21 protein-coding genes and 2 tRNA genes are annotated in these 23,208 nt (G+C 67.5%); 15 read left to right on the top strand and 8 right to left on the bottom strand.

Annotated elements, in window-relative coordinates; translation table 11 throughout:
• Together ACE3Q6_RS02035 and ACE3Q6_RS02030 are read right to left on the bottom strand one after the other, a co-directional pair.
• Complete coding sequence (locus tag ACE3Q6_RS02035) at nt 1–1,188, bottom strand: efflux RND transporter periplasmic adaptor subunit (protein ID WP_374427399.1); 1,188 nt, start codon at nt 1,186–1,188, stop codon at nt 1–3.
• Nucleotides 1,189–1,193: 5 nt separating this feature from the next.
• On the bottom strand, nt 1,194–1,817 hold the full coding sequence (locus tag ACE3Q6_RS02030; RefSeq protein ID WP_374427396.1) for a TetR/AcrR family transcriptional regulator: 624 nt from the start codon (nt 1,815–1,817) through the stop codon (nt 1,194–1,196).
• A 150-nt stretch (nt 1,818–1,967) separates the two neighbouring features.
• Between ACE3Q6_RS02030 and tgt the strand changes: the two genes are divergently transcribed.
• The 3 genes from tgt to lon all read left to right on the top strand — a co-directional run bounded on the left by tgt (nt 1,968) and on the right by lon (nt 6,912).
• Nucleotides 1,968–3,098 carry a tRNA guanosine(34) transglycosylase Tgt gene (gene tgt, locus ACE3Q6_RS02025; RefSeq protein ID WP_374427393.1) on the top strand — a complete coding sequence of 377 codons (1,131 nt, stop codon included), beginning with the start codon at nt 1,968–1,970 and terminating at the stop codon, nt 3,096–3,098.
• A 119-nt stretch (nt 3,099–3,217) separates the two neighbouring features.
• Entirely contained in the window at nt 3,218–4,312 is a 1,095-nt protein-coding gene (locus ACE3Q6_RS02020) for an alkene reductase (RefSeq protein ID WP_374427386.1), read from the top strand.
• A gap of 203 nt (nt 4,313–4,515) precedes the next feature.
• The gene (lon, locus tag ACE3Q6_RS02015) at nt 4,516–6,912 is read left to right on the top strand and encodes an endopeptidase La (protein ID WP_374427381.1); all 2,397 of its coding nucleotides are present in this window, start codon (nt 4,516–4,518) and stop codon (nt 6,910–6,912) included.
• A 54-nt stretch (nt 6,913–6,966) separates the two neighbouring features.
• Here the strand turns inward: lon and ACE3Q6_RS02010 are convergent, their stop codons facing one another.
• Entirely contained in the window at nt 6,967–7,398 is a 432-nt protein-coding gene (locus ACE3Q6_RS02010) for a tail fiber domain-containing protein (RefSeq protein WP_374427376.1), read from the bottom strand.
• A 226-nt stretch (nt 7,399–7,624) separates the two neighbouring features.
• Between ACE3Q6_RS02010 and ACE3Q6_RS02005 the strand changes: the two genes are divergently transcribed.
• The 6 genes from ACE3Q6_RS02005 to ACE3Q6_RS01980 all read left to right on the top strand — a co-directional run bounded on the left by ACE3Q6_RS02005 (nt 7,625) and on the right by ACE3Q6_RS01980 (nt 12,528).
• Complete coding sequence (locus ACE3Q6_RS02005; protein ID WP_374427373.1) at nt 7,625–7,954, top strand: HU family DNA-binding protein; 330 nt, start codon at nt 7,625–7,627, stop codon at nt 7,952–7,954.
• Nucleotides 7,955–7,967: 13 nt separating this feature from the next.
• Nucleotides 7,968–8,042: transfer RNA gene (locus tag ACE3Q6_RS02000), tRNA-Val, on the top strand.
• An 83-nt stretch (nt 8,043–8,125) separates the two neighbouring features.
• Nucleotides 8,126–8,201 (top strand) — tRNA-Val (locus ACE3Q6_RS01995).
• 73 nt (nt 8,202–8,274) lie between these two features.
• Nucleotides 8,275–8,991, top strand: coding sequence for an ABC transporter ATP-binding protein (locus tag ACE3Q6_RS01990; protein ID WP_374427370.1), 717 nt, complete (start codon nt 8,275–8,277; stop codon nt 8,989–8,991).
• The gene (locus ACE3Q6_RS01985; protein WP_374427367.1) at nt 8,988–11,345 is read left to right on the top strand and encodes an ABC transporter permease; all 2,358 of its coding nucleotides are present in this window, start codon (nt 8,988–8,990) and stop codon (nt 11,343–11,345) included. The genes ACE3Q6_RS01990 and ACE3Q6_RS01985 overlap by 4 nt, the downstream gene beginning before the upstream one ends.
• A 4-nt stretch (nt 11,346–11,349) precedes the next feature.
• Nucleotides 11,350–12,528 carry an efflux RND transporter periplasmic adaptor subunit gene (locus ACE3Q6_RS01980; protein ID WP_374427364.1) on the top strand — a complete coding sequence of 393 codons (1,179 nt, stop codon included), beginning with the start codon at nt 11,350–11,352 and terminating at the stop codon, nt 12,526–12,528.
• On the opposite strand, the gene ACE3Q6_RS01975 is transcribed toward ACE3Q6_RS01980, so the two are convergent.
• From ACE3Q6_RS01975 to ACE3Q6_RS01960, 4 genes are all read right to left on the bottom strand, one after another.
• On the bottom strand, nt 12,525–13,658 hold the full coding sequence (locus tag ACE3Q6_RS01975) for a serine/threonine-protein kinase (RefSeq protein ID WP_374427361.1): 1,134 nt from the start codon (nt 13,656–13,658) through the stop codon (nt 12,525–12,527). The two genes, ACE3Q6_RS01980 and ACE3Q6_RS01975, sit on opposite strands and share 4 nt — an antisense overlap.
• Before the next feature lie 463 nt (nt 13,659–14,121).
• Nucleotides 14,122–15,684 carry a CRTAC1 family protein gene (locus tag ACE3Q6_RS01970; RefSeq protein WP_374427358.1) on the bottom strand — a complete coding sequence of 521 codons (1,563 nt, stop codon included), beginning with the start codon at nt 15,682–15,684 and terminating at the stop codon, nt 14,122–14,124.
• Nucleotides 15,684–17,003: a phosphatase PAP2 family protein gene (locus tag ACE3Q6_RS01965; protein ID WP_374427355.1), complete on the bottom strand. Its 1,320-nt coding sequence runs from the start codon at nt 17,001–17,003 to the stop codon at nt 15,684–15,686. Before ACE3Q6_RS01965 ends, ACE3Q6_RS01970 begins: the two co-directional genes overlap by 1 nt.
• Nucleotides 17,004–17,059: 56 nt before the next feature.
• Complete coding sequence (locus ACE3Q6_RS01960) at nt 17,060–18,433, bottom strand: NAD(P)/FAD-dependent oxidoreductase (protein WP_374427352.1); 1,374 nt, start codon at nt 18,431–18,433, stop codon at nt 17,060–17,062.
• Between the two features lie 115 nt (nt 18,434–18,548).
• On the opposite strand from ACE3Q6_RS01960, the gene ACE3Q6_RS01955 reads away from it, so the two are divergent.
• From ACE3Q6_RS01955 to ACE3Q6_RS01930, 6 genes are read left to right on the top strand one after another with little or no spacing between them, the layout of a single operon-like run.
• Complete coding sequence (locus ACE3Q6_RS01955) at nt 18,549–20,126, top strand: N,N-dimethylformamidase beta subunit family domain-containing protein (protein WP_374427350.1); 1,578 nt, start codon at nt 18,549–18,551, stop codon at nt 20,124–20,126.
• 45 nt (nt 20,127–20,171) lie between these two features.
• The gene (ccmA, locus tag ACE3Q6_RS01950) at nt 20,172–20,786 is read left to right on the top strand and encodes a heme ABC exporter ATP-binding protein CcmA (protein ID WP_374427347.1); all 615 of its coding nucleotides are present in this window, start codon (nt 20,172–20,174) and stop codon (nt 20,784–20,786) included.
• Complete coding sequence (ccmB, locus tag ACE3Q6_RS01945; protein ID WP_374427344.1) at nt 20,783–21,439, top strand: heme exporter protein CcmB; 657 nt, start codon at nt 20,783–20,785, stop codon at nt 21,437–21,439. The genes ccmA and ccmB overlap by 4 nt, the downstream gene beginning before the upstream one ends.
• A gap of 55 nt (nt 21,440–21,494) precedes the next feature.
• On the top strand, nt 21,495–22,223 hold the full coding sequence (locus tag ACE3Q6_RS01940) for a heme ABC transporter permease (protein ID WP_374427341.1): 729 nt from the start codon (nt 21,495–21,497) through the stop codon (nt 22,221–22,223).
• On the top strand, nt 22,223–22,381 hold the full coding sequence (ccmD, locus tag ACE3Q6_RS01935) for a heme exporter protein CcmD (protein ID WP_374427644.1): 159 nt from the start codon (nt 22,223–22,225) through the stop codon (nt 22,379–22,381). The genes ACE3Q6_RS01940 and ccmD overlap by 1 nt, the downstream gene beginning before the upstream one ends.
• Complete coding sequence (locus ACE3Q6_RS01930) at nt 22,374–22,913, top strand: DsbE family thiol:disulfide interchange protein (protein WP_374427338.1); 540 nt, start codon at nt 22,374–22,376, stop codon at nt 22,911–22,913. The genes ccmD and ACE3Q6_RS01930 overlap by 8 nt, the downstream gene beginning before the upstream one ends.
• Before the next feature lie 144 nt (nt 22,914–23,057).
• On the opposite strand, the gene ACE3Q6_RS01925 is transcribed toward ACE3Q6_RS01930, so the two are convergent.
• Nucleotides 23,058–23,204, bottom strand: a complete 147-nt coding sequence (locus ACE3Q6_RS01925) for a hypothetical protein (RefSeq protein WP_374427335.1) — start codon at nt 23,202–23,204, stop codon at nt 23,058–23,060.
• Nucleotides 23,205–23,208 lie beyond the last annotated feature (4 nt).

The following is a 23,208-nucleotide window of genomic DNA, read 5'->3' as shown; positions in this document are numbered from 1 at the left end:
TCAGTTCACGGCGGCGGGGGCGGGGACCGGGTTGATCCGGTCGCCGTCGCGGACGAAGGCGCCGGCCTTGGTGACGACGGTGTCGCCCTGAGCCAGGCCCTCGGTGATCTCCACCAAGCCGCCGTCGCGGATGCCAGTCTTGACGGCCACGCGCTCGACCACACCGTCGGTCACGCGCATGACGGTGGAGCCTTCCGGCGAGGAGCCAAGCGCGGTGACGGGGATCGCAAGGCCCTCGGTTTCGGCGGCCAGGATCTCGGCTTCGACGAACATGCCGGTGCGGAGCGAGGCGTTGTCGCTGTCGACGGTGATCCGGGCGCGGCCAAGGCGGGTGACCGGGTCGATCGAGGGTTCGACAAGGCGCACGGTGCCTTCCAGAACGCCCGCCATGCCGACGGCGCGGAGGCGGGCCTTCTGGCCGGGCGCGAGGCGGAGGAGGTCGGTCTCGGCCACGTCGGCGCGCAGTTCCAGCGCGGCGTCGCGGGTGATGACGAACATCGGCTGGCCCGCTGCCGTGGCAATGGCGCCGATCTTGGCATTGCGGGCGACGATCTTGCCGGACACGGGGGCCTTCACCTCGGTCCGCGCCAGGTTCAGTTCGACATTCTCCAGACGCGCCTCGGCAAGGGCAAGCTGGGCGCGGGCGCTTTCAAGGCCCTGGGTCGCGACCATGACGCGGGCATTGGCGGCCAGAGCATTGGCGGTGGCGGTATCGGCCTGGGCCTGCGGGGCGGTGCCCTGTTCGCGAAGCTTCGCGGTCCGGTCGGCGACGCGCTGCGCCTCGTCCCGGGCGGTCTGCGCCTCGACCAGCTGCGCCTCGGCCTGGGCGATGGTGGATTTCGCGGCGGCCAGAGAGGCGACAGCCTCGGTCTTCTGCAACGAAAGGGTGGTGTTCGAGAGGACCGCAAGCACCTGTCCCTCGGTCACCATGTCGCCCACGTCGACCAGAAGCTGGTCAAGGGGCTGACCTTCGACAAGCGGGGCGACCTGGACCTCTTCCACGGCGGCGATCAGGCCCGAGGCGATGACCCGGTCGGACAGCTTTGCCAGGCCCACGGTCGACACGGTGATCGCCGGAAGGACGGGTTCGGCGGCGGGGGCGCTTTCGGCGGCGACGGCTTCCTGCGCCTGGACCGGCAGGACGGGGGCGAAGGCCAAAAGGGCGGCGAGGAACAGGGACGAACGCATGGGTCTCAGCCTTCTGCTTTGTCGTTGGAGATATGGGCCAGGATCCCGTCGATCACGGCGACGACCTGGGCGGCAAGGGCGGGGCTGGCGGGGCCGCACTGGGCCGTGCGGGTGGCCATGGCCTTCACCAGCATGACAAGCATCTGGCATTGGCCTTCGTAACGGACCCGCGCTTCCTCGATGGGGCGGCGGGTGGTGTGGGCGAAGATCTGGGTCAGCAGGGAAACGATGGTCTCTTCCATCTGCCGGGCCGCTTCGCCGATTTCCGGCTTGCGGATCGCGGCGGCGGTGATTTCGGCCCAGAGCTGGCCGTCCTTCATCGACTCTTCCGAGAAGTGGTTCAGGATGCGTTCGCGCAGGCAGAGCATCGGTTTGTCCGAGGTCTGGATTTCCGCGAACTCGCCCTGGATCTCGGCCAGGTCGTAGCCGCACATCGCCTGGACGATGGCGGCCTTGGAGGGGAAGTAGCGGTAGAAGTTGCCGACGCTCATGCCCGCGGCACGCGCAAGGTCCTGCATCGAGGCGCCGTCGAAGCCCTTTTCGGCGAAGGCCTGGCGGATGGACGCCAGGATCTCGTGGCTTCGTTCCTCGGCGGCGGGGATGGGGTGGGGCAGGGGTGGCATGGTCATCGGGTGTGGGAATGAACGTTCATTCACTCCAGATAGAGAGAACGGCCGTAAGGTCAAGCGTCATTACGGGAGAAGGGGCGAATTGGATGGGTCGGGGTTCACTTTTTCCCGGTTTTGGCCCAAGGAAGCGGCAACCAGGGGGTAGGCGGCATGGCGACGGGCTTCGGATTCACAGTGGCGGCGACGGATGGCGCGGCGCGGACCGGGGTGATCTCGACCCCGCGCGGAGAGATTCGCACCCCGGCCTTCATGCCTGTGGGCACGGCTGCGACGGTGAAGGCGATGCTGCCGGAAAGCGTGGCGGCGACCGGGGCGGACATCCTTCTGGGCAACACCTACCACCTGATGCTGCGCCCGACGGCCGAACGGGTGGCGTCGCTCGGGGGGCTGCACAAGTTCATGAACTGGTCGAAGCCGATCCTCACCGACTCGGGCGGCTTCCAGGTCATGTCGCTAGGCGCGCTGCGCAAGTTGACCGAGGAGGGGGTGCGGTTTTCCTCGCACGTCGACGGGTCGAAGCACATGCTGACGCCGGAACGGAGCATGGAGATCCAGAAGCTTCTGGGGTCGGACATCGTGATGTGTTTCGACGAATGCCCGGCTCTGCCTGCGGACGAGGCGACGGTGGCGAAGTCGATGCGCCTGTCGATGCGCTGGGCGCAGAGGTCGCGCGATGCCTTTGGCGACCGGCCGGGCCATGCGCTGTTCGGGATCATGCAGGGCGGCGTCACGCGCGATCTGCGCGAGGAATCGGCCGAAGCGCTGAAAGCCATCGGGTTCGACGGTTATGCCGTGGGCGGCCTTGCGGTGGGTGAGGGGCAGGAGGCGATGTTCTCGGTCCTCGACTACGCGCCGGGCTTTCTGCCGGAAGACAAGCCGCGCTACCTGATGGGGGTGGGCAAGCCCGATGACATCGTGGGGGCCGTGGAACGCGGCATCGACATGATGGACTGCGTGCTGCCCTCCCGCTCGGGCCGCACGGGGCAGGCCTGGACGGCACGCGGCCAGGTGAATCTGAGGAACGCCCGGCACAAGGACGACCCCCGGCCCCTGGAAGAGGGCTGCCAGTGCCCCGCCTGCCGCGGCTATTCGCGGGCCTACCTGCATCATGTGGTGAAGGCGGACGAGATCATCGGAAGCATGCTGCTGACCTGGCACAACCTGCATTACTATCAGGTGCTGATGCAGGGCCTGCGTGACGCGATTGCAGGCGGGCGACTGTCGGATTTCGTGGCTGGCTTCCACGCCATGCGGGCCGAGGGTGACATCGAGCCTGTCTGAGGGGCGCAACAGGGCCAGCCTGTGCGCCGGTGCATAGCGGCCTCCCGCCTGGCGCAGGTTGTGCTTCCGGGTCCGGGCCTTAGGTTCTTGCGACGACTGCAAAACCGAAGGACCCGTCGATGACCGAAGCCCTGTTCACCCCGTTCACCCTTGGCGACATCTCCGTCAGGAACCGCATCGTCATGGCGCCCCTGACCCGCAACCGCGCGCGGCCCGAGGATGACACGCCCTACGCGCTGCACGCCGAATACTATGCCCAGCGGGCCGGAGCGGGCCTCATCATCACCGAGGGCACGCAGATCTCGCCCGAAGGGAAGGGCTATGCCTGGACCCCCGGCATCTATTCCGACGCGCAAGTCGCCGGGTGGAAGGCCGTGACCGAGGCGGTGCACGCCAAGGGCGGCAGGATCGCCGCGCAGCTGTGGCATGTGGGCCGGGTCAGCCACACCTCGCTGCAGGAAGGCGGGGCGGCACCCGTGGCGCCCTCGGCCATCGGGGCGGCGTCGAAGACCTTCGACGGCACCAGCTTCGTGCAGACCTCGGTCCCCCGCGCGCTGGAACTGGATGAGATCCCGCGCATCGTCGAGGACTATCGCCGTGCGGCCAGGAATGCGGATGCCGCCGGGTTCGACGGGGTCGAGATCCATGCTGCGAACGGCTACCTCATCGACCAGTTTCTGCGCGACACCTCGAACACCCGGACCGATGCCTATGGCGGGTCGGTGGAAAACCGCGTGCGCTTCCTGCGCGAAGTGGTCGAGGCGGTGACGGGCGTCCTTGGCGCGGGCCGGGTGGGCGTGCGGCTCAGCCCGTTCTCGAACGCGAACAACGTCGGCATCGACAGCGACACCCTGGCCACCTTCAGCGCGGCGATCGACGTGCTGAACGGGGCGGGCGTGGCCTTCCTGCACATGGTCGAGGGCCAGACCGGCGGCCCGCGCGACTGGCCCGAGGGTGCGCTTGAGGCGCTGCGCGACCGCTTCAAGGGGGCCTACATCGCCAACAACGGTTACACCCGCGACACGGCCATCTCGGCGGTGGCGTCGGGCAAGGTGGACCTTGTGGCGTTTGGCAAGCTCTACATCTCGAACCCCGACCTCGCCGAGCGTCTGGCGCTGGATGCGCCCCTGAACCCCCTGCCGACCGACGGGCTTTATGGCGGCGGGGCTAAGGGCTATACCGACTATCCGATGCTGGCCCGGACGGCGGCCTGACCTGTCGGCGTCGCGCTATCCGCGCGCGGCGCCTTCCGTACTTTCTCGCCTTGCACCCGGTCACGCAGAGGTTCATTCTGACGAACCAAACCGGAACTTGAATCCCCCGCCCGGGGACCACAAGTTAACAATTCTGAAGACGGAGCGGGCAGGGTTGCCGATGGTCGGGACCCCGTATCGCTGCCGCGAACGAAGGTAGACACATGAGCACCCAAAGCTATCCCGTCCTGCCCCTGCGCGACATCGTGGTCTTCCCCCACATGATCGTGCCGCTCTTCGTCGGACGCGAAAAATCGGTCCGCGCGCTGGAAGAGGTGATGCAGGATGACAAGCAGATCCTCTTGTCTTCGCAGAAGGATCCGACGGCCGATGATCCGGCCTCGGACGGCATCTTCCGCGTGGGCGTCCTGGCCAACGTGTTGCAACTCCTCAAACTTCCCGACGGCACCGTGAAGGTGCTGGTCGAAGGCAAGTCGCGCGTGAAGATCACCGGCTTCGTCGAGAACCCGGCCTTCTTCGAGGCGACGGCCGAAGTGCTGCCCGAAACCGAGGGCGATGCCACCGCGGTCGAAGCGCTAGTCCGCGCGGTCAGCGAGGAATTCGAGCGTTACTCGAAGGTCAAGAAGAACATCCCCGAAGAGGCGCTGGCCGCCGTTTCGGACACGCGTGAGCCTGCGCGGCTGGCCGACCTTGTGGCCGGGCACCTTGGCGTGGACGTGGGTCAGAAGCAGGCCATCCTCGAGACGCTGGATATCTCCGAGCGGCTGGAGAAGGTCTATGGCCACATGCAGGGCGAGCTTTCGGTCCTGCAGGTCGAGAAGAAGATCAAGTCTCGCGTCAAGACGCAGATGGAGAAGACCCAGCGCGAGTACTATCTGAATGAGCAGATGAAGGCCATTCAGAAGGAGCTTGGCGACGGCGAGGACGGCCAGAACGAGGTCGCCGAACTGGAAGAGCGGATCAAGAAGACCGAACTTTCCAAGGAAGCGCGCGAGAAGGCCGAGGCGGAGCTGAAGAAGCTGAAGTCGATGTCGCCGATGTCGGCGGAAGCGACCGTGGTGCGCAACTACCTCGACTGGCTTCTGGGCGTGCCATGGGGCGTGAAGTCGCGGGTCAAGAAGGACCTGGGCGCCGCGCAGAAGGTGCTGGACACCGACCACTATGGCCTCGAGAAGGTCAAGGAGCGGATCGTCGAATACCTGGCGGTGCAGGCACGGTCGACCAAGCTGAAGGGGCCGATCCTCTGCCTCGTCGGCCCTCCGGGCGTCGGCAAGACCTCGCTGGGGCGGTCGGTCGCCAAGGCCACGGGACGCGAGTTCATCCGTATCAGCCTTGGCGGCGTGCGGGATGAATCGGAAATCCGCGGTCACCGGCGGACCTATATCGGGTCCATGCCGGGCAAGATCATCCAGTCGCTGAAGAAGGCCAAGACGACCAACCCGCTGATCCTTCTGGATGAGATCGACAAGATGGGCCAGGACTTCCGGGGCGACCCGGCCTCGGCGCTGCTCGAGGTTCTGGACCCCGAACAGAACAACACCTTCGTCGACCACTACCTGGAGGTGGAGTACGATCTGTCGAACGTGATGTTCATCACCACGTCGAACTCGTACAACATGCCGGGGCCGCTTCTGGACCGGATGGAGATCATCCCTCTGGCCGGCTACACCGAGGATGAAAAGCGCGAGATCGCGCGTGGGCACCTGTTGCCCAAGCAGATCGCTGCGAACGGGTTGAAGAAGGGCGAATTCAGCGTCAGCGACGACGCGCTCAACCATGTCATCCGCTACTACACCCGCGAGGCCGGCGTGCGGAACCTGGAGCGCGAGATTGCCAAGCTCGCCCGGAAGGCCGTGACCGACATCCTGAAGGGCAAGACCAAGAAGGTGGCGGTCGATCCGACGGTGGTCGAGGAATACCTTGGCGTCCGCCGGCACCGCTATGGCTTGGCCGAGAAGGAGGACCAGGTCGGCGTGGTCACGGGCCTCGCCTGGACCAGCGTGGGCGGCGATCTGTTGCAGATCGAAGCGCTGAAGCTGCCGGGCAAGGGCCGGATGAAGACGACCGGGAAACTGGGCGACGTGATGAAGGAATCCATCGACGCCGCCGCCAGCTACGTCCGCTCGGTCTCGCCCCAGATCGGGGTGAAGCCGCCGAAGTTCGAGACGATGGACATCCACGTCCACGTCCCGGATGGCGCGACGCCGAAGGACGGACCCTCGGCGGGCCTGGCGATGGTGACCTCCATCGTCTCGGTCCTGACGGGGATCCCGGTGCGGAAGGACATCGCCATGACCGGCGAGGTCAGCTTGCGCGGCAACGCCATGCCGATCGGCGGGCTGAAGGAGAAGCTGCTCGCCGCGCTGCGCGGGGGGATCAAGACCGTCTTCATCCCGGAGGAAAACGCCAAGGACCTGGCGGAGATTCCGGCGAACGTGAAGGAAGGGCTGAAGATCATCCCCGTGACCCACGTCCGCGAGGTCCTGGCCCAGGCGCTGGTGCGCCAGCCCGAGCCGGTGGAATGGGACGAGGCGGCAGAGGAAGCGGCCGCGGCGGCGCGTGCCGCGCAGGCGGCGGCTCCGGTGCAGACGGCGCACTGAGCGCAGTCCAGAGAGAAGCAGCGGCGCGTCCCTTCGGGGGCGCGCCGTTTTCGTTCAGGCGACCTGTTTCAGGTCCAGGCCAAGGCGGGCATAGTCCACCGCCATGTAGCCCTGCGGCATTTGCCGGATCGCGGCGGGGTGCATCACCGCGACCTCTTGCGCCATGACGCCTTCCCAGACCCCGGACAGCCCCTTGTAGCGGAAGCGGTAGACGCCCAGGCCCAGGTGGTTGGTGCCGATGCGCTGGATGTCTTCCTTGAAGCGGATGTCGCTCGGGCCTGGAGGCGGCGTATCGTCGTCGTTTCCGCCGGCCACGGCAACGGCCACGGCGGCCAGAAGCAGGATGGGGATCAGTATACCGGCCGAGGAGGCGGGTTTCGCCTCGGCCACGACCGGTTCTTCGGCCACCACAACCGGCCCCCCGGCAAGCGCGGGGTTCATGGCGCCCAGGGTCAGGGCCGTGGACAACAGCAGGGTCTTGCGCATCGTTCCTCTCCACAACGCTGGGGGATGATCCCCGAACGTCCAGGCGAGCACCGCCGGGGCGATCTTCGGCAAGCTATCTTCGGAGAATCCTTGGCAGCGGCTTCGCGCCCGCACTAAGGTCGCGGCGCAGCAACCGTCAGTCAGAGGCATCATGGCCCCGCGCAAATCCAAGGACCCGGAGGCGAAACCCGCCGAAAAACCGAAGAGAGCCAAGCCTGCGAAGGCCATGGCAGAGAGTGCGGAGAAGCCCGCGCTCCGGGTGGTCGAGGCCGGATCGACGCCGCCTTTGGCCGGTGGCAGCCTTAAGCTGAAGGACTTGATTGACCAGGTCGCCGAGGCCACGGGCCAGAAGAAGCCCGAAGCCAAGCGGGTGATCGAGGCGACGCTTACCGCGCTGGGCGAGGCCCTTGCCACGGGCAAGTCGCTGGCCATTCCCCCCTTGGGCAAGCTGCGCGTGGTGAAGAACCGGGGTTCGGCGCTGACCTTGAAGCTTCGCCTTGCTGATGGAGCGAAAGCCACTGGATTGGCCCTTGCGGACGACGGTGAGGACGACTAAAAGCCCCCGCATCGGGCGATTAGCTCAGCGGTAGAGCGCTTCGTTCACATCGAAGATGTCAGCGGTTCAAATCCGTTATCGCCCACCATCATTCCCAAAGGCGCGCCCGACCGGCGCGCCTTTGTCATTCCGCCTTGCCAGGCGCCGGCTCTCGGGTTACGCACCGGCCAGGGGCGGTTAGCTCAGTTGGTAGAGCGTCTCGCTTACACCGAGAATGTCGGGGGTTCGAGTCCCTCACCGCCCACCAGTCCCTGCAATTGACCCGGATCAAGGCAACGTCTCCCCGCAGCGCTTAGGCTTCTCGTCCGAAAGGACCCCCGATGCCCGATGCCAGCGACACCGTCTTCCGTGCCACGGGCCTGACCAAGGTCTACCGCAACGGCGCGCTGGAGGTTCATGCGCTGAGGGGGATCGATTTCACCGCGCGCAAGGGCGAGTTCATCGTGATCCTGGGACCCTCGGGGTCGGGAAAATCCACGTTCCTGAACATCGTCGGCGGGCTGGATCGTGCCAGCGCAGGCGAGGTCTGGTTCGAGGAACACCAGCTGACGAGCCTCGACGAAGCCGGGCTGACCCAGTACCGGCGCGACCATGTGGGCTTCGTGTTCCAGTTCTACAACCTGGTGCCCAGCCTTACCGCGCGCGAGAACGTGCAGCTGGTGACCGAGATTGCCCGCCGCCCGATGCGGGCCGAGGAGGCGCTGGCACTGGTGGGCCTGCAGGACCGGGCGAACCATTTCCCGGCGCAGCTTTCGGGCGGCGAACAGCAACGCGTCGCCATCGCGCGGGCCATCGCCAAGAACCCCGAGGTTCTTCTCTGCGACGAACCCACCGGGGCGCTGGACAGTACCACCGGCATCAAGGTGCTGGAGGCGCTGACGCAGGTGAACCGGGCGGTCGGGGCCACGACGCTGGTCATCACCCACAACGCCGCCATCCGCGACATCGCCGACCGGGTGATCCGCTTCGCCGATGGGCGGATCGTCGAGGAAAGCGTCAACGCCACGAAGAAGCAGCCGTCAGAGGTGGCCTGGTGATCCCGCCGCTGCGCCGCAAGGTCCTCCGCGACCTCAGGCGCCTTTGGGCGCAGGTGCTGGCGATCGCGCTGGTGCTGGCGGCGGGCGTGGCGACGCTGATCCTGGGGAACGGGGCCTATTCCTCGCTCTATGAGACGCGGGCGCGCTACTACGAGGAGAACCGCTTTGCCGATGTCTTCGCCGACGTGACGCGCGCGCCGCGGGCGCTTCTGGGCGAGGTGCAAGCCATCGAGGGCGTCCTGGATGCCGAGGCGCGGATCGTGAAGTTGGGGCTGCTGGACCTGCCTGGAATGGTCGAACCGGGCTCGGTCCTTTTCGTGGCCCTGCCCGAGACGGGGGGTCTGAACCGCCTCTACCTGCGGCTCGGCCGCCTTCCCGACCCGCTGTCGGCCGAGGAAACGGTCATCAGCGACGGCTTCGCCAAGGCGCACAAGCTGGGGCCGGGTGACAGGCTTCCGGTCCTGATGAACGGACAGCGGCGCGAGTTGCACATCACCGGTGTCGCCCTTTCGCCCGAGTTCATCTATGCGCTCGGCCCCGGTCAGATGATGCCCGATCCACGGCGGTTCGGCGTGGTCTGGATGCCGCGCGCAGGCCTGGAGGCGGCCTATGACCTTGAGGGCGCGTTCTCCAACCTTGTCCTGAAGCTGGCGCCCGGGGCCAATCCCGACCGGGTGATCGAGGCGCTGGACCGGCTCACCGAACGCTATGGCGGGACGGGGGCCACGGGGCGGACGGACCAGATCAGCCATGCCTTCCTGGACGCCGAGTTGAAGCAGCTTTGGGCGATGGTGCGGGTCCTGCCGCCGATCTTCCTCTTGGTCGCGGCGATGCTGGTCAACATGACGCTTTCGCGCCTCATCACCCTGGAACGCGAGCAGATCGGGCTTCTGAAGGCCATCGGCTACACCTCGCGCGCGGTGGCGCAGCACTACGTCGAATTCGTTGCCCTGATCGCGGTGGTGGGGATCGGGATCGGCTTTGTCGCCGGGGCCTGGCTCGGCGTGGGTCTGGCGCAGATGTATGCGCGGTTCTTCACCTTCCCCTACCTCGTCTTCACCCGCGACCCCCAGCTTTACGGGCTCGCGGCGCTCGTCACCCTGGCCGCGGCCATTGGCGGCGCCCTTTACGCCGTGCGCTCCGTGGTGACGCTGCCTCCGGCTGTCGCGATGGCCCCGCCGGCCCCCGCGGTCTACCGAGAGCGCGGCACCTGGGCGCGGCGGCTTCTGAACCTGCGGCAAACCGGGGTCATGGTCCTGCGCCACCTGATGCGCTGGCCGTTCCGCACGGTGAGCTCGACCCTTGGCGTGGCAATGGCGGTGGCGATCCTGGTGGCCTCGCTCTGGTCCTTCGGGTCAATCGACCGGATGATCGACATCACCTTCTTCCGCACCGAACGCCACGACGCCCAGATCGTCTTCGGCACACCGGAACCGATGCCCGCCGTCTTTGCCGCCCGCAAGTTGCCGGGCGTGCTGGTGGCCGAGCCCTTCCGGCAGGTGGCCGCCAAGATCAGCCACCGGGGGCGCGAGAAGACGCTGGCGATCATGGGCCGCCCGACCGAGCCGCGGCTGTCGCGCGTTCTTGACCCCCTCTTGCGTCCCATGGCGATGCCCGAGGCGGGGCTGATCCTGTCCGAGGCGCTCGCCGAGGCGCTGGATGTCCGGCCCGGCGACCTTGTCACTGTCGCCGTTCAGGAAGGCCGCCGTCCGACCGTGACGCTGCCGGTCAGCGGGCTTTCGGTGGGCTATGTGGGTCTTGGCGCCGCGATGGAAATCGGCGCGCTGAACCGGCTGATGGGGGAGGGGGCGCTGGTGTCGGGGGTCAGTCTCTCGATTGACGAGGCGCAGTCCGCCGCCTTCTATGCCGCCGCTCGCACCACGCCGAAGACGGAAATGATCAGCGTCACCAGCCTGATGCTGACGCGCTTCCGCGAAACGCTTGCCGAGAACATCACCGTGATGATTACGGTCTATGTCGTCCTGGCGGGGATCATCGCCGTGGGTGTGGTCTACAACTTCTCGCGCATCGCACTGTCGGAACAGGGGCGCGAGCTTGCGAGCCTGCGGGTCCTGGGCTTCACCAATGCCGAGGTCTCGGGCGTGCTCTTCGGCGAGCTTGGCACCGTGGTCCTTCTGGCGCAGCCCCTGGGCTGGGCCATTGGCTACGGGATCGCGGCGGCGATGGCGGCGGCGTTCTCTTCGGACCTTTACCGCGTGCCCTTCGTCGTCCAGCGCGACGTCTATGCCATCGCAAGCCTTGTCGTCTGCGCCGCCGCCCTGATCTCGGCCTTCCTGATCCGGGGCCGGATCAACAATCTCGACATGATCGAAGTCCTGAAGACACGGGAGTAGCCCCATGCGCCGCCTCATCCCTATCGCTGCCGCCCTTGCCGTGCTGGCTTTCCTGGTCTGGGCCTTCCTGCCCCGCCCGGTGGAGATGGAACTGGCCGAGGTGGCTCTGCGCCCGCTGGAAGTGGCGGTCGAGGAAGAGGGCGAGGCCCGCATCCGCGAGGTCTTCACCGTGTCGGCCACCATCGCGGGCAAGTTGCAGCGCATCGGGTTGCACGCAGGCGACGAGATCACCGAGGGCCAGCCCGTCGCCAGCATCGGGTCGGCGGCCCCGGTGCTCCTGGACAGCCGGTCGCGGGCGGTGGCCGAGGCGACGGCGGCCGCGGCGCAGGCGGCGACGGATCTGGGGCGGGCGCAGCTGGAGCAGGCGCAGGCGACGCTGGACTTCATGACTGCCGAGGCGGCGCGTGCAAAGGAGCTGAACCGCAAGGGCACCCTGTCGCAGCGCGCCTATGACAACGCGATCCGAGAGGAACGGACGGCGCGGGCGGCGGTGTCAAGCGCGGTGGCGAACCTGGCCGTGCGGGAAAAGGAACTGGAAAGTGCGCTGGCCGTGCTTCGGTCGGACACCGGCAACGGCGCGTCCTGCTGCGTCGAGATCCTGGCGCCGGTCTCGGGCAAGGTCCTGCGGGTGCTTACCGAAAGCGAGCAGGTGGTGCAGCCCGGCACGCCGATCCTGGAACTGGGCGATCCGGGCAACCTGGAGATCGTCGTGGACCTTCTGTCCCGCGACGCGGTGCGGGTGGCCGAAGGGGCGGTGGCGACGGTCAGCGGCTGGGGCGGTCCCCCGGTGGCGGCGGTGGTGGACCGGGTGGAGCCCTCGGCGGTGACGCGCGTCTCGGCCCTGGGGATCGACGAACAGCGCGTGACGGTGGTGCTGCGGCTGACCGGTCCGGCCGAGGAGTGGCAGGGTCTGGGCCACGGCTTCCGGGTCATCGCCCGCATCGCGCTCTGGCGCGAGGAGGCGGTGCTGACGATCCCGGTGGGCGCGCTGTTCCGCGACGGATCGAACTGGGCAACCTATGTCCTGCGCGACGGACGGGCGGCGTTGCAGCACATCACGCTTGGGGAACGGAACGAGGATCACGCGCAGGTGCTGGAGGGGCTGGCTGAGGGGGACCGGGTGATCCTGCATCCGTCGGATCAGGTGGAACCGGGGGTCAGCCTGGCGGCGCTGCCAGGCTAGAGCATCGACCAGAGCGCGGCGAGACCCGCGACGACGAAGACCGCGCCGGCGCCGAAGACATAGCCCATGTAGTCCTGCAGGATCCCGCCCCGCTGGGCCGGGACGTGCCGGGTCAGGGGGCGCGTCTTGGGGGTCGGCGGTTCCTCTGTCGCCGCGCGGGGCAGGGGGCCGCCCGCTTCGATGATGCCGATCCAGTCGAGCCAGTCCTGCGCCGACTGGATGCGGTCGCGCGGCATGACGCGGACGGCCTTGTCGATCAGTTCCAGGAATCCCGGCGGATAGCCCGCGAAGCGGCCTGCAAGCGGCACATAGGGGTCTGGCTCGCCCTCGGCGACTCGGGCCAGGCGGCGCTGGCTTTCCGGCGGGGCCTCGCCCGTGATGACATGGTAGAAGGTCGCACCCAGGGAATAGAGATCGCTGGCCGGGCTTTGTTCGGCACCGGTCAGGTAGAATTCCTGCGGCGAGTAGCCTTCCTTGATGACGCGGCGGCCGGTCAGGATGCGGGTCGCGCGGGCGACCTGTTCGCTTGCCGCGCCGAAGTCGATCAGGATCGGATTGCCGCTCTTGTCCACCAGGATGTTGTCGGGGCTGATGTCGCGGTGCAGGATGCCGACCTGGTGGATGAAGTCCACCGCGCCAAGCATCTTCTTCAGCATCGCCACGATCTGGTCGGGCGTGAACGCCTGGTCGGTCGAATCCAGGATATCGTGCAGGTCGCGCCCGTCGACGAAATCGATCGCCATGTAGGCGGTGTCATTGTCCTCGAACACCTGGTGGACACCGACGATGTTCGGGTGGACCAGCCGGGCAAGGCTTTTCGCCTCGGCCAGGAAGCTCTCGACGAAGCCGCGGAAGTCTTCCTGATGCTTGCGCGACCGGGCGCGAACGACACTGGTCGACCGGCGGCAGAGCGCGTTCGGAAAGCACTCCTTGATGACCACGGTCCGGTCGAGGCTGTCCTTGGCCAGGTAGGTGATCCCGAAACCGCCCGAATTCAGGAAGCCGATGATGGTATAGTGCCCGCCCAGAAGCTTGGTGCCCGGTTTGAGGTCGTCCGCAAAGGCGTCGGGGTCGACGCGGCCCAACTCTGCCTCGAGCTGATTGCTGATCTGTGTCCGCCCCTGCGCCACGTCTCATCCCACCGTCTGGTCACTTGTCACCACGACACCGTTGCGCGGCCCTGCAACGGTCATACTTGTCAAACCGGGTTTCCCCCGGGTTAATCCGCGCCGGACGCATCCCGGCGGACCTTCCCTGCGGACAGTGTAAGGCGTCAATGCCCGCCCGCGCAAACCTGCTGCAAGCGCCGGAGCGTTCCGCCCGTCGCAACTTTGCGCATGGTGCCCGCCAGATTGGCCCGGGCGCCTGGTCTAACAAATTGATTTCAAATGCATTGAATCCACTCTGCGCAAAATTGCACAGCCGGCGCCGTCCCCCGCACTGTGATAAAAACACCAGTGATACCAGTGGGATGCGCCGTGGTATTGCCTTATTTCAACCTAGGTCTCCCCCGAGGGGACGCAGCGAAAAGGCTTTTTCAACCCTGGGTAGATAATCGCATGTGCGCAAAATCACCCTGACCGATTCGCGCCCTCATCCGGGTTGCCAGGGCTCTGCGGCCCGTCCTGGGCGCAGGATCTGGAAGCTTTGCGCGGGAAGGGTCTGCCAGTCCCCAGCGGTGCCGTCGGGCCAGATGACGCGAAGCTCGGCCTCTGCGGCGGCGCCCAGGCCGAAATGCAGCCAGCCGACCGAGCCCGAGACATGTCCCCCGCCCGAGGCGATCTCGTGCCGTTCGACCTTGTCGCCACGGCGGATCTCGATCACCGAGCCGATGGCGTCGCGGTTCGGGCCGTCCTGCTGCAGGCGGACCTGAACCCATCCGCCCGCAGCGGCACCTGTCTGCCTCCAGATCTGTGCGGGTTCCCAGCGGTTCACCACCACAAGGTCGAGAAGCCCGTCGAGGTTGAAGTCCACCACCTGCGCGCCCCGCGCGATGCCAAAGCTTGCCACGCCTGCTCGGTCACCCGCTTCCACGAACACCCCGTCGGGCTGGCCCAGAAGCAGGTTGTTCGGGTCCTTCTCGGCGAAATCCGGCATCTTCGCCACGTTGCCTTTGGCAACAAACAGGTCCAAAATCCCGTCATTGTTCACATCCGCGAATTGCGGATGCCAGGCGGTCGAGGGTTTGAGGTCCCCCCCGGTATAGGGCCGGTGCGCAGTGATCCCGGATTTGAACGCGATGTCGGCATAGTCGGGCAGGCCGGTGGCCGGGTCCTTCAGGACCTGGAGCTTGTTGTCGGCCATCGAGGTCAGGTAGTAGTCCGGGTAGCCGTCCAGGGTCACGTCGGCGCTCGCGATCCCCATCCCCCAGATCCGCAGCCGTTTCCAGCCGTCGTCCTTTTCGGTGTAAAGCCGGGGCGGCTGGCCGGGCTCCAGATGCCACATCTGCTCTTGCCCGCCCTTGTAGTATTCGCGGTCGTTCGACACCCGCAGGGACGGCGTGCCCGACCGGTTCCAGTCGGTGAAGAGCATCGACAGCGCGCAGAAGGATGGCGTGAGCGGGATCGGCGGCGCGAAGCCTTCGCCCGCAGGCCGGTGCAGCCAGTTGTCTGTGCAGGAGCCCCAGGGGAAGGCTTCTTCCTTGCGGTCGACGTAATTGCCGATGGCCAGCGTGGGCCAGGTCTGCCCGCGTTCCCAGGTCGCGGCGAAGGCGGTCGACCAGGCGTCGCCGCCGTCGAAACCCCAGGCCGCGGTCGCGTCCTCGAACCGGCACTGGCCCAGCCCGCGCAGAAGCCGGTTCTCGCCCAGCCGCAGGACGACGAGGTCCAGAATGCCGTCGCTGTCGATGTCCAGAGGATAGGCGCCGAGGACGGCGTCCAGCTCGACCGCATCGGTCTTCTGAAAGGCCAGCGCCCCGCCCAGCGGGCTGCGGTTCAGATAAAGCGCCGACGGCCTTTCGCCGCCCGACAGGAAAAGTTCGGGGAACCCGTCGCCGGAACAGTCGAAGGTCGCGGCCCCGCCTCCGACCATGTATTCCCACTCGCCGTCGAACACGGTGTCGATGCCGGAGGTTGCGGTTTCCTCGGTGAAGGTCGGCACCACAGGCTCGGCGCAGACGGGGGCCGCAAGCGCCAGGGTCAGGACAAGCGCGCGCATCAGGCTTCGGTCTTCAGCTGGGCGGCCACGGCACCGATGGCCCGGCCCTGGGCAAGGCCTGCCTCGTTCCCGAAACGGAAGTGGATGCCGCCGTAAAGGCGTGAGATCGCGGCCTCTTCCGCCGCCGCCGCAAAGGAGGGGAAGCTGCGGACGGGCAGCCCCTCATCCTCATGCGTGGCATCGTCAAAGGCGAAGTTGTCGCCGAAGATCGCGGTCAACACGGTCGAGGCCGCGCCCGACTGCGTCGAATGGCCCGAGGTGTATTCGGGGAAGGGCGGCGTGATCAGCAAAGGCTCCCAGGCCTTGTCGATGTGGCGCTTGATGTAGGTTACGGGGCGGAGAAGGTTGTATTTGAACTTCGTGGACCAGCAGGACACGAAGGCATCCGACTGCGCGCAGCCAAGCTTCGCGAGCGTGGCCGAGATCACCTCGACCGGCAGCGCATCGCGGTCGGCGATCTGCATGACGATGGAGATCCAGTGCCCGGCCGGGGTGGGGGTCAGCATCGCGTCATCCGACCAGAAGCGGGCGATCAGCTTCTGCTCGTCGGTCAGGGCCTTGCCCACGTCGTGCACTTCCTGGGCAAAGCCGTGGAAGGCCGATCCCGGCGCTTCGTCATAGGCCGGAGGCGCGGGGGCATCCATCGCGGCCATGTCCTTGACAGCAAAGGGCCGCAGCACGCCCCAGCCGGGCAGAAGCGGCGCCTGCTGCAGCCGGATCGCGCTGGTCGGGACCCAGTCCTGCGGGCGGGTGCCGGGCGTGTAGTCCATCGGGAAGCCCAGGTTCTCGATCACCGCGCCGCCGTCCCTGGAGGCCCAGTCGAGGATATGCGCCGCCACCGCCTGGCCATGCGCGACGCTGCGGCTCACCACGTCTTCGGCCATGCCTTCGCTCGCGGTGCGGCCCATGATTTCGCCCAGCTTCTGCATCGCACGTTGGCCGGTGGGACCGGTGTTGGCGAAAAGCCCGTTCACCGCGGCGTTCAGCGCGGCGTGAAGGACGCAAGGCTCATCAAACTCGCCCTCGCCGCGGGCGGGAAGGGGGGTCAGGTCGGTGAGCTGCCCCGCAAGGCTGCGCAAGGCGGGGTTGCCGGTGGCCAGCGCCTCATGCGCGGTGACGCCGATGTAGCCGAAGGCGCGGGCGGCCACGGGGGGCATGTAGGTCGCGGTGTGGCGGACCAGTTCCAGGATCAGCTTGTGCCAAGTCAGAAGCACCTCGCGCGAGACATCGGCGCGGGGCGCGGCCAGGGCGGGCTTCAGGGAAAGCGCGAACGGCGCGGCAACGGTGAACCCAAGAACCTGGCGGCGGTGAAATGGCATGGCGTTCCTCCAATGCCCGCGTTTCTGTCATGCGCTAACAGATCGCGCAAATCCTTTCAGTACCGCCCGGTGATCCAGTTCCCAACCGCCGCAAGCTTCGACGGCCCCGCGCCGGGCCGGTCCTCGCGCCGGTCGGCGGCGTTAAGGAGGGCATACATCCCGTGGACCCCCAGCCAGCGGAAGGGCTCCGGCTCCCAGTCCTTCACGCGGCGGTTGACCCAGGGCAGGTGGACAAGGTCGGTGTCCCGTCCAAGCGCAAGGTCCGCCAGCGTCCGCCCCGCGAGGTTCGAGGTCGAGACGCCGACCCCCACATAGCCCCCCGCCCAGCCGATCCCGGTCTTGGGGTCGAGGCCCACGGTCGCGCACCAGTCGCGCGGCACACCCAGGACGCCGCACCAGGCATGGTCGATCTTCGCCTTTGCGGCTGCCGGGAAGTGCCGGTGCAGGATGGCGGTTAGCCGCCGGATCGTCTCCTGGTCTGGCGCGCCGTTGGTGTCGAGGTTGGACCCGAACCGGTAGGGCACCCCCCGCGCGCCGACGGTGATGCGGCCTTCCCGTGTGCGCTGGCAGTAGCAATAGGCATTTGCGAAATCGCCAAGGATTTCATGGCCCTGCCAGCCGATCTGGTCCCAGACATCCGGCGGCAGGGGTTCCGTCGCGATCTGGGCGGAGTTCATCGGCAGCCACTCCCGCTTGCGCCCCGGCAGCCCCGCCGTGAAGCCTTCCGTGCAGCGCAGGATGACCGGCGCCTGCACCGTGCCGTGGTCGGTCGTCACCACGCCGGGCTCATAGCCGGTGACCGTCGTCCCCTCGACGATCCGGACCCCCAGCCGCTCCACCGCCTTGGCGAGCCCGCGGACCAGCTTCGCCGGCTGGATGCGCGCCACGTTGGTCACCACCATCGCCCCCAGCGCGCCGGGGATGCGGATGCGGTCCGCCAGGTCGCGGGCGGACATCTCGAACACCCGGTCCTCCTCGCCCCAGAAGCGGCGATGCCGGACCTCGGCCTGCATCCGGCCGACCTGCGACGGCTTCGTGGCTACCATCAGCTCGTCCGTACGGTGGATGTCGGCGTCGATCGCCTCGGCCCCGGCCACGCGGATCACCTCGTCCACCGTGCCGTTCATCGCCTCGACCATCGCGCGGACGGCGTGCTCCGACGAGGTCTCAAGGTACCGCGCATGATTCCAGGCGAAGCCGCCCGTCAGCCAGCCGCCGTTCCGACCCGAGGCGCCGAAGCCTGCAAAGTCCTTCTCTATCACCAGCACGTCCAGCGCGGGCATCGCCTGCTTCAGGTAATAGGCCGTCCAAAGCCCGGTATAGCCCGCGCCGATGATCGCCACATCCGCCGTCCGGTCGCCCTCCAGGGCTGCGCGACGGTAGGGCAGGCCGATGTCGGCATACCAGAACGAGACGTCTCCGATCCGCATGGTTCCCCCCGTTTTCCGGCCAAGGGGCCACAGGCCAGACGGCTTTTCAAGGCCGAATGCCGGTTGCCAAGGCCGCTTCCCCCGCCGATGCTGCCGGAAAACCACGAGGCGAGAGATGCAGGGCTTCTTCATCCCTGGCCCCTACGACGACGGCGATCCGGTCACCGGGCATTATTACGAGACAGCCTCCGCCGACCCGACCCGCCCGCAGGTCTGGGGTTACACCGCTGCACTCTCCTACCGACCGGGCGAAACCCTCCGCCTCCACGCCATGTCCTCGGCGCCGGAGGCCCGCCTGACCATCGCCCGCGACGGCCTCAGGCCCAACATACTCCTCGACACGACCATCCCCACTCGCTTCGCGCCCACGCCGCCCGACTGCTCGGTGAAAGGCTGCGGCTGGCCCAAGGCCTTCGAGCACGAGATCCCGTCCCACTGGCCCTCTGGCGTCTACACCGTCACCCTCGCCATCGACGGCCACAGCTCCCAAGGCCTCTTCGTCCTGAAACCCGCCCAGCCCGCCGCGAAGCTGGCCCTGATCCTCGCCACTGGAACCTGGTGCGCCTACAACGACTGGGGCGGGTCGAACCATTACCAGGGTCTCACCGGTCCCACGGGCGGGGACTTCGCCGCCGAGGTCAGCCTCCTCCGCCCCTGGGCCAAAGGCTTCGTCCGCTGGCCCGAGGATGCCCCACGCATCCCGCACGCTTCACCTTTGCTGACCCGCCCGCGCTATCCGCACATGAACTACGCCCGCGCGAACGGCATCTCGAAGAAATACGCCTCCTCCGGCTGGGCAGCCTTCGAGCGCCCCTTCGTGCTTTGGGCCGAGGATCAGGGCATCGCACTTGACTACCTGACCCAGCACGACCTCCACGCCGACCCGGATCTCCTGACGGGCTACCGCCGGGCCGTGATCGTCGGCCACGACGAATACTGGACCTGGGAGATGCGCGACTACCTCGACGCCTGGGTGGACGCCGGCGGCCAACTCGCTCGCTTCGGCGGCAACTTCTTCTGGCAGACCCGGCTCTCCGACGACCTCCTGACCCAGACCTGCCACAAGTCCCGCGCCGAGGCCGAGGATCCGCTTGCCGCCACTGACCGCATCACCAGCTACTGGGACCACCCGCGCGCCCGCCGCCCCGCCGTGGCGACGATGGGCCTGACCGGGTCGATGGGCGTCTATGCCGGGTGGAGCCGCTGCGCCGCCCACGGTTCCGGCGGCTTCACGCTATACCGCCCCGACCACTGGTCAATGGCCGGGACGGGGCTTGGCTACGGCGATGTCCTTGGCGCGCAATCGAAAATCTTCGGGTATGAGGTCGACGGGATCGACTATGAAATCCGCAAGGGCCTGCCATACCCCGCGCCGGATACCGGGCTGGAAGGCGACCTCACCATCGTCGCGCTCTCCCCCGCCACCACGCTCGCCCATCACACCGGGCGGCACGACATGGACTATTTTATCGGCACGCTCGACGCCGAGGAGGTCGCCCAGACCATCTACGGTGCCGTCACGCCCGACACGCTGGGCCTCGCCAGCCGCGGCAACGGCTGCATGGCCGAATACCGGCGGGGCAGTGGGGCCGTGTTCAACGCCGCTTCCTGCGAATGGGTGGCGGGCCTGATCGCCCGGGAACGCCCGGTCGAGGTGGTGACCCGCAATGTCCTCCTGGGCGACTGGCACTGACCAAGCCCCTTTCCCCGCGCGCCCCCATCGGCTAGGCCTTCGCCCATGTTGAGCACGTCCAATCTGGCAGTCGCGCGCGGCGGGGTTACGGTCCTGCAGGGGCTGACCTTTGCCCTGATGCCCGGCCAGGCGCTGATCCTGCGCGGACCGAACGGGTCGGGGAAGACGACGCTCCTGCGGACGCTGGCCGGTTTGCAACCCCCGGCCGAGGGCACCTACCAGCTGCCCCCCGATAGCGTTGCCTATGCCGCCCATGCCGACGGGTTGAAATCCACCCTCACAGTCACCGAAAACCTGAGCTTCTGGTCGCAAATCTACGGCGGCCCCGCCATCGACCACGCGCTCACCGCTCTCAACCTCACCCAACTCACCCGTCGCCGCGCCGGGGAACTGTCGGCGGGGCAAAAGCGCCGCCTCGGCCTCGCGCGCCTTTTGGTGACCGGCCGCCCCATCTGGCTCCTCGACGAACCCACCGTCAGCCTCGACGTAGCCTCCGTCGCGCTTTTCGCCGAAGTTGTCCGGGCGCATCTGGCCAAGGGCGGTCTCGCCGTCATCGCCACCCATGTCGACCTCGGCCTGCCCGAGGCCACCACCCTCGACCTCGAACCCTTCCGTGCCCGGGTGATCCAGAGCACCGGCTTCGACGAGGCTTTCGCATGAAGGCCCTCCTCCTCCGCGACCTGCGCCTCGCCTTCCGCTCCGGCGGGGGCTTCGGGCTGGGCCTCGCCTTCTTCTTAATCCTCTCTGTCCTCGTCCCCCTCGGCGTCGGCCCAGAGGGCGGGACGCTCGCCCGCATCGCCCCGGGCATCCTCTGGGTCGGCGCTCTCCTCGCCTGCCTCCTCTCCCTAGACCGCATCTTCGCGCTGGACCATGAGGACGGCTCGCTCGACCTCCTCGCCACCGCCCCGATCCCCTTGGAGGCCGTGGTCGCCCTCAAGGCGCTCGCCCACTGGATCGTCACCGGCCTGCCGCTGACCCTGATTGCCCCCGGCCTTGCGATCTTCCTGAACCTGCCCCCCGCCGGCTACCCCTGGCTGGTCCTGAGCCTCCTCCTCGGCACCCCGGCACTGTCGATCATCGGTGCCTTCGGCGCGGCGATCACCGTCGGCCTCCGCCGGGGCGGCCTCCTCCTCAGCCTCCTCGTCCTGCCGCTTTACGTCCCCACCCTGATCTTCGGGGGCGAGGTCGTCCGCCGGGGGGCCGAGGGCATGGCGCTGGCGACCCCCCTGGCGCTGTTGGCGGCGATCAGCCTCGGCGCGGCGGCGCTTCTTCCCTTCGCGGCCGCCAGCGCGATCCGCGTCAATTTGCGCTAGGGTCTCGCGCGATGGTGTGTTGAGCGGGAAACGGGAACAGGATAGGCGAACGCGCATGTCGATCTGGGAATATGCGAACCCGAAGAAGTTCATGGCCACCTCGGCCTGGATGCTCCCCTGGGCGGTGGGGCTGACGGTGATCCTCCTGATGGTGGGCCTCGTCTGGGGCTTCTTCTTCACGCCCGACGACTACAAGCAAGGGTCGACCGTCAAGATCATCTACCTGCATGTCCCGTCCGCGATGATGGCGATCAATGCCTGGGTGATGATGCTGGTGACCTCGCTCATCTGGATCATCCGCCGCCACCACGTCAGTGCGCTCGCCGCCAAGGCCGCAGCCCCCGTGGGCCTGACCTTCACCCTGATTGCGCTGGTCACCGGCGCGCTTTGGGGCCAGCCGATGTGGGGCACCTGGTGGGCCTGGGACCCGCGGCTGACCTCGTTCCTGATCCTGACCCTGTTCTACTTCGGCTACATCGCGCTTTGGGCGGCGATCGAGGACCCCGATACCGCGGCCGACCTGACCTCGATCCTCTGCCTGGTGGGGTCGGTCTTCGCGCTCCTGTCCCGCTACGCGGTCAACTTCTGGAACCAGGGGCTGCACCAGGGGGCCTCGCTGTCTCTGGACAAGGAAGAGAACGTTTCTGACGTCTTCTGGGTCCCGCTCCTGGTCTGCATCGCTGGCTTCGTGCTGCTGTTCGTGACGATGGTCCTCCTCCGGACACGGACCGAGATCCGGGCCCGGCGGCTGAAGGCTCTGTTGGCGCGGGAGAGGGTGGCGTGATGCCGGATCTGGGGAAATACGCCTTCGCGGTGCTGGGGTCCTATGCGGCCACGGCGGTGCTGATCGTGGCGCTGGTGGGGCTGACGCTGTGGCAGTCGGCCCGGATGAAACGCGCGCTGGCCGAGGTCGAGGCGCGGCAGGGGAAGTCGGATGGCTAGATGGCTGATGGTGCTGCCCCCGGTCCTGTTCGCGGGGCTGGCGGGGCTTTTCTACGCAGGCATGTACCGCGAGAACCCGGGCGAGCTGCAGTCGGTCTTCGTCGGGCGGGCCGCCCCGGTCCTGCCGACCACGACGCTGCCGGGCATCCCGGGGCTGACCGACGCCGACCTGCGGACGGGGGAGGTGACGGTGGTCAACTTCTGGGCCACCTGGTGCCCGCCCTGCCGGGCCGAGCATCCGATCCTTCTGGAGATGGCCGGAAAGGGCATCCGGGTCGCTGGTGTCAACATCATGGATGACGATGCCAAGGCGGTGGAATACCTGGCCGAGGAAGGCAACCCCTTCATCGGCGTCGCGACCGATCCGAACGGGCGGAACCGGGTGGAATGGGGGGTGACCGCCCCACCCGAGACCTTCATCGTCGGCGGGGACGGGACCGTGTTGTTCCGCTTCGTGGGACCTCTGGTCGGGACGGATTACGAGACCCGTTTCATCCCGGAGCTGGAGAAGGCGCTGGCCGGCGGGTCGTGAGTGTCCACGGTGGACAAGCTCTGATGGTCTATAGATTCCAAGGGTTTGGCCTCGGACGTTAGGCCTTTCTTAATCTGCTTCGGATGGTGGGCCAACCCCGCGCGAAGGAGCGCGGGAACGGCCCACCCTACGGGGCGTAGCGCGTCAGAACAGTGCAAGCGCGACGACAAAGGCCAGCGCGGCGAGGAGCGTGAGATCGACGGGCGCCGGGAGGGGCAAGGCGCGGGTGCTGGAGCGGGACATCTGCATCAGCTGGTCCTGAGGGCGAAGCGGCGGGAAGCGGTCGGACATGGGT

It is taken from the genome of Tabrizicola sp. (assembly GCF_041913445.1).
GTDB lineage: Bacteria > Pseudomonadota > Alphaproteobacteria > Rhodobacterales > Rhodobacteraceae > Tabrizicola.
This window is presented reverse-complemented; position numbering and strand designations above follow the sequence as displayed.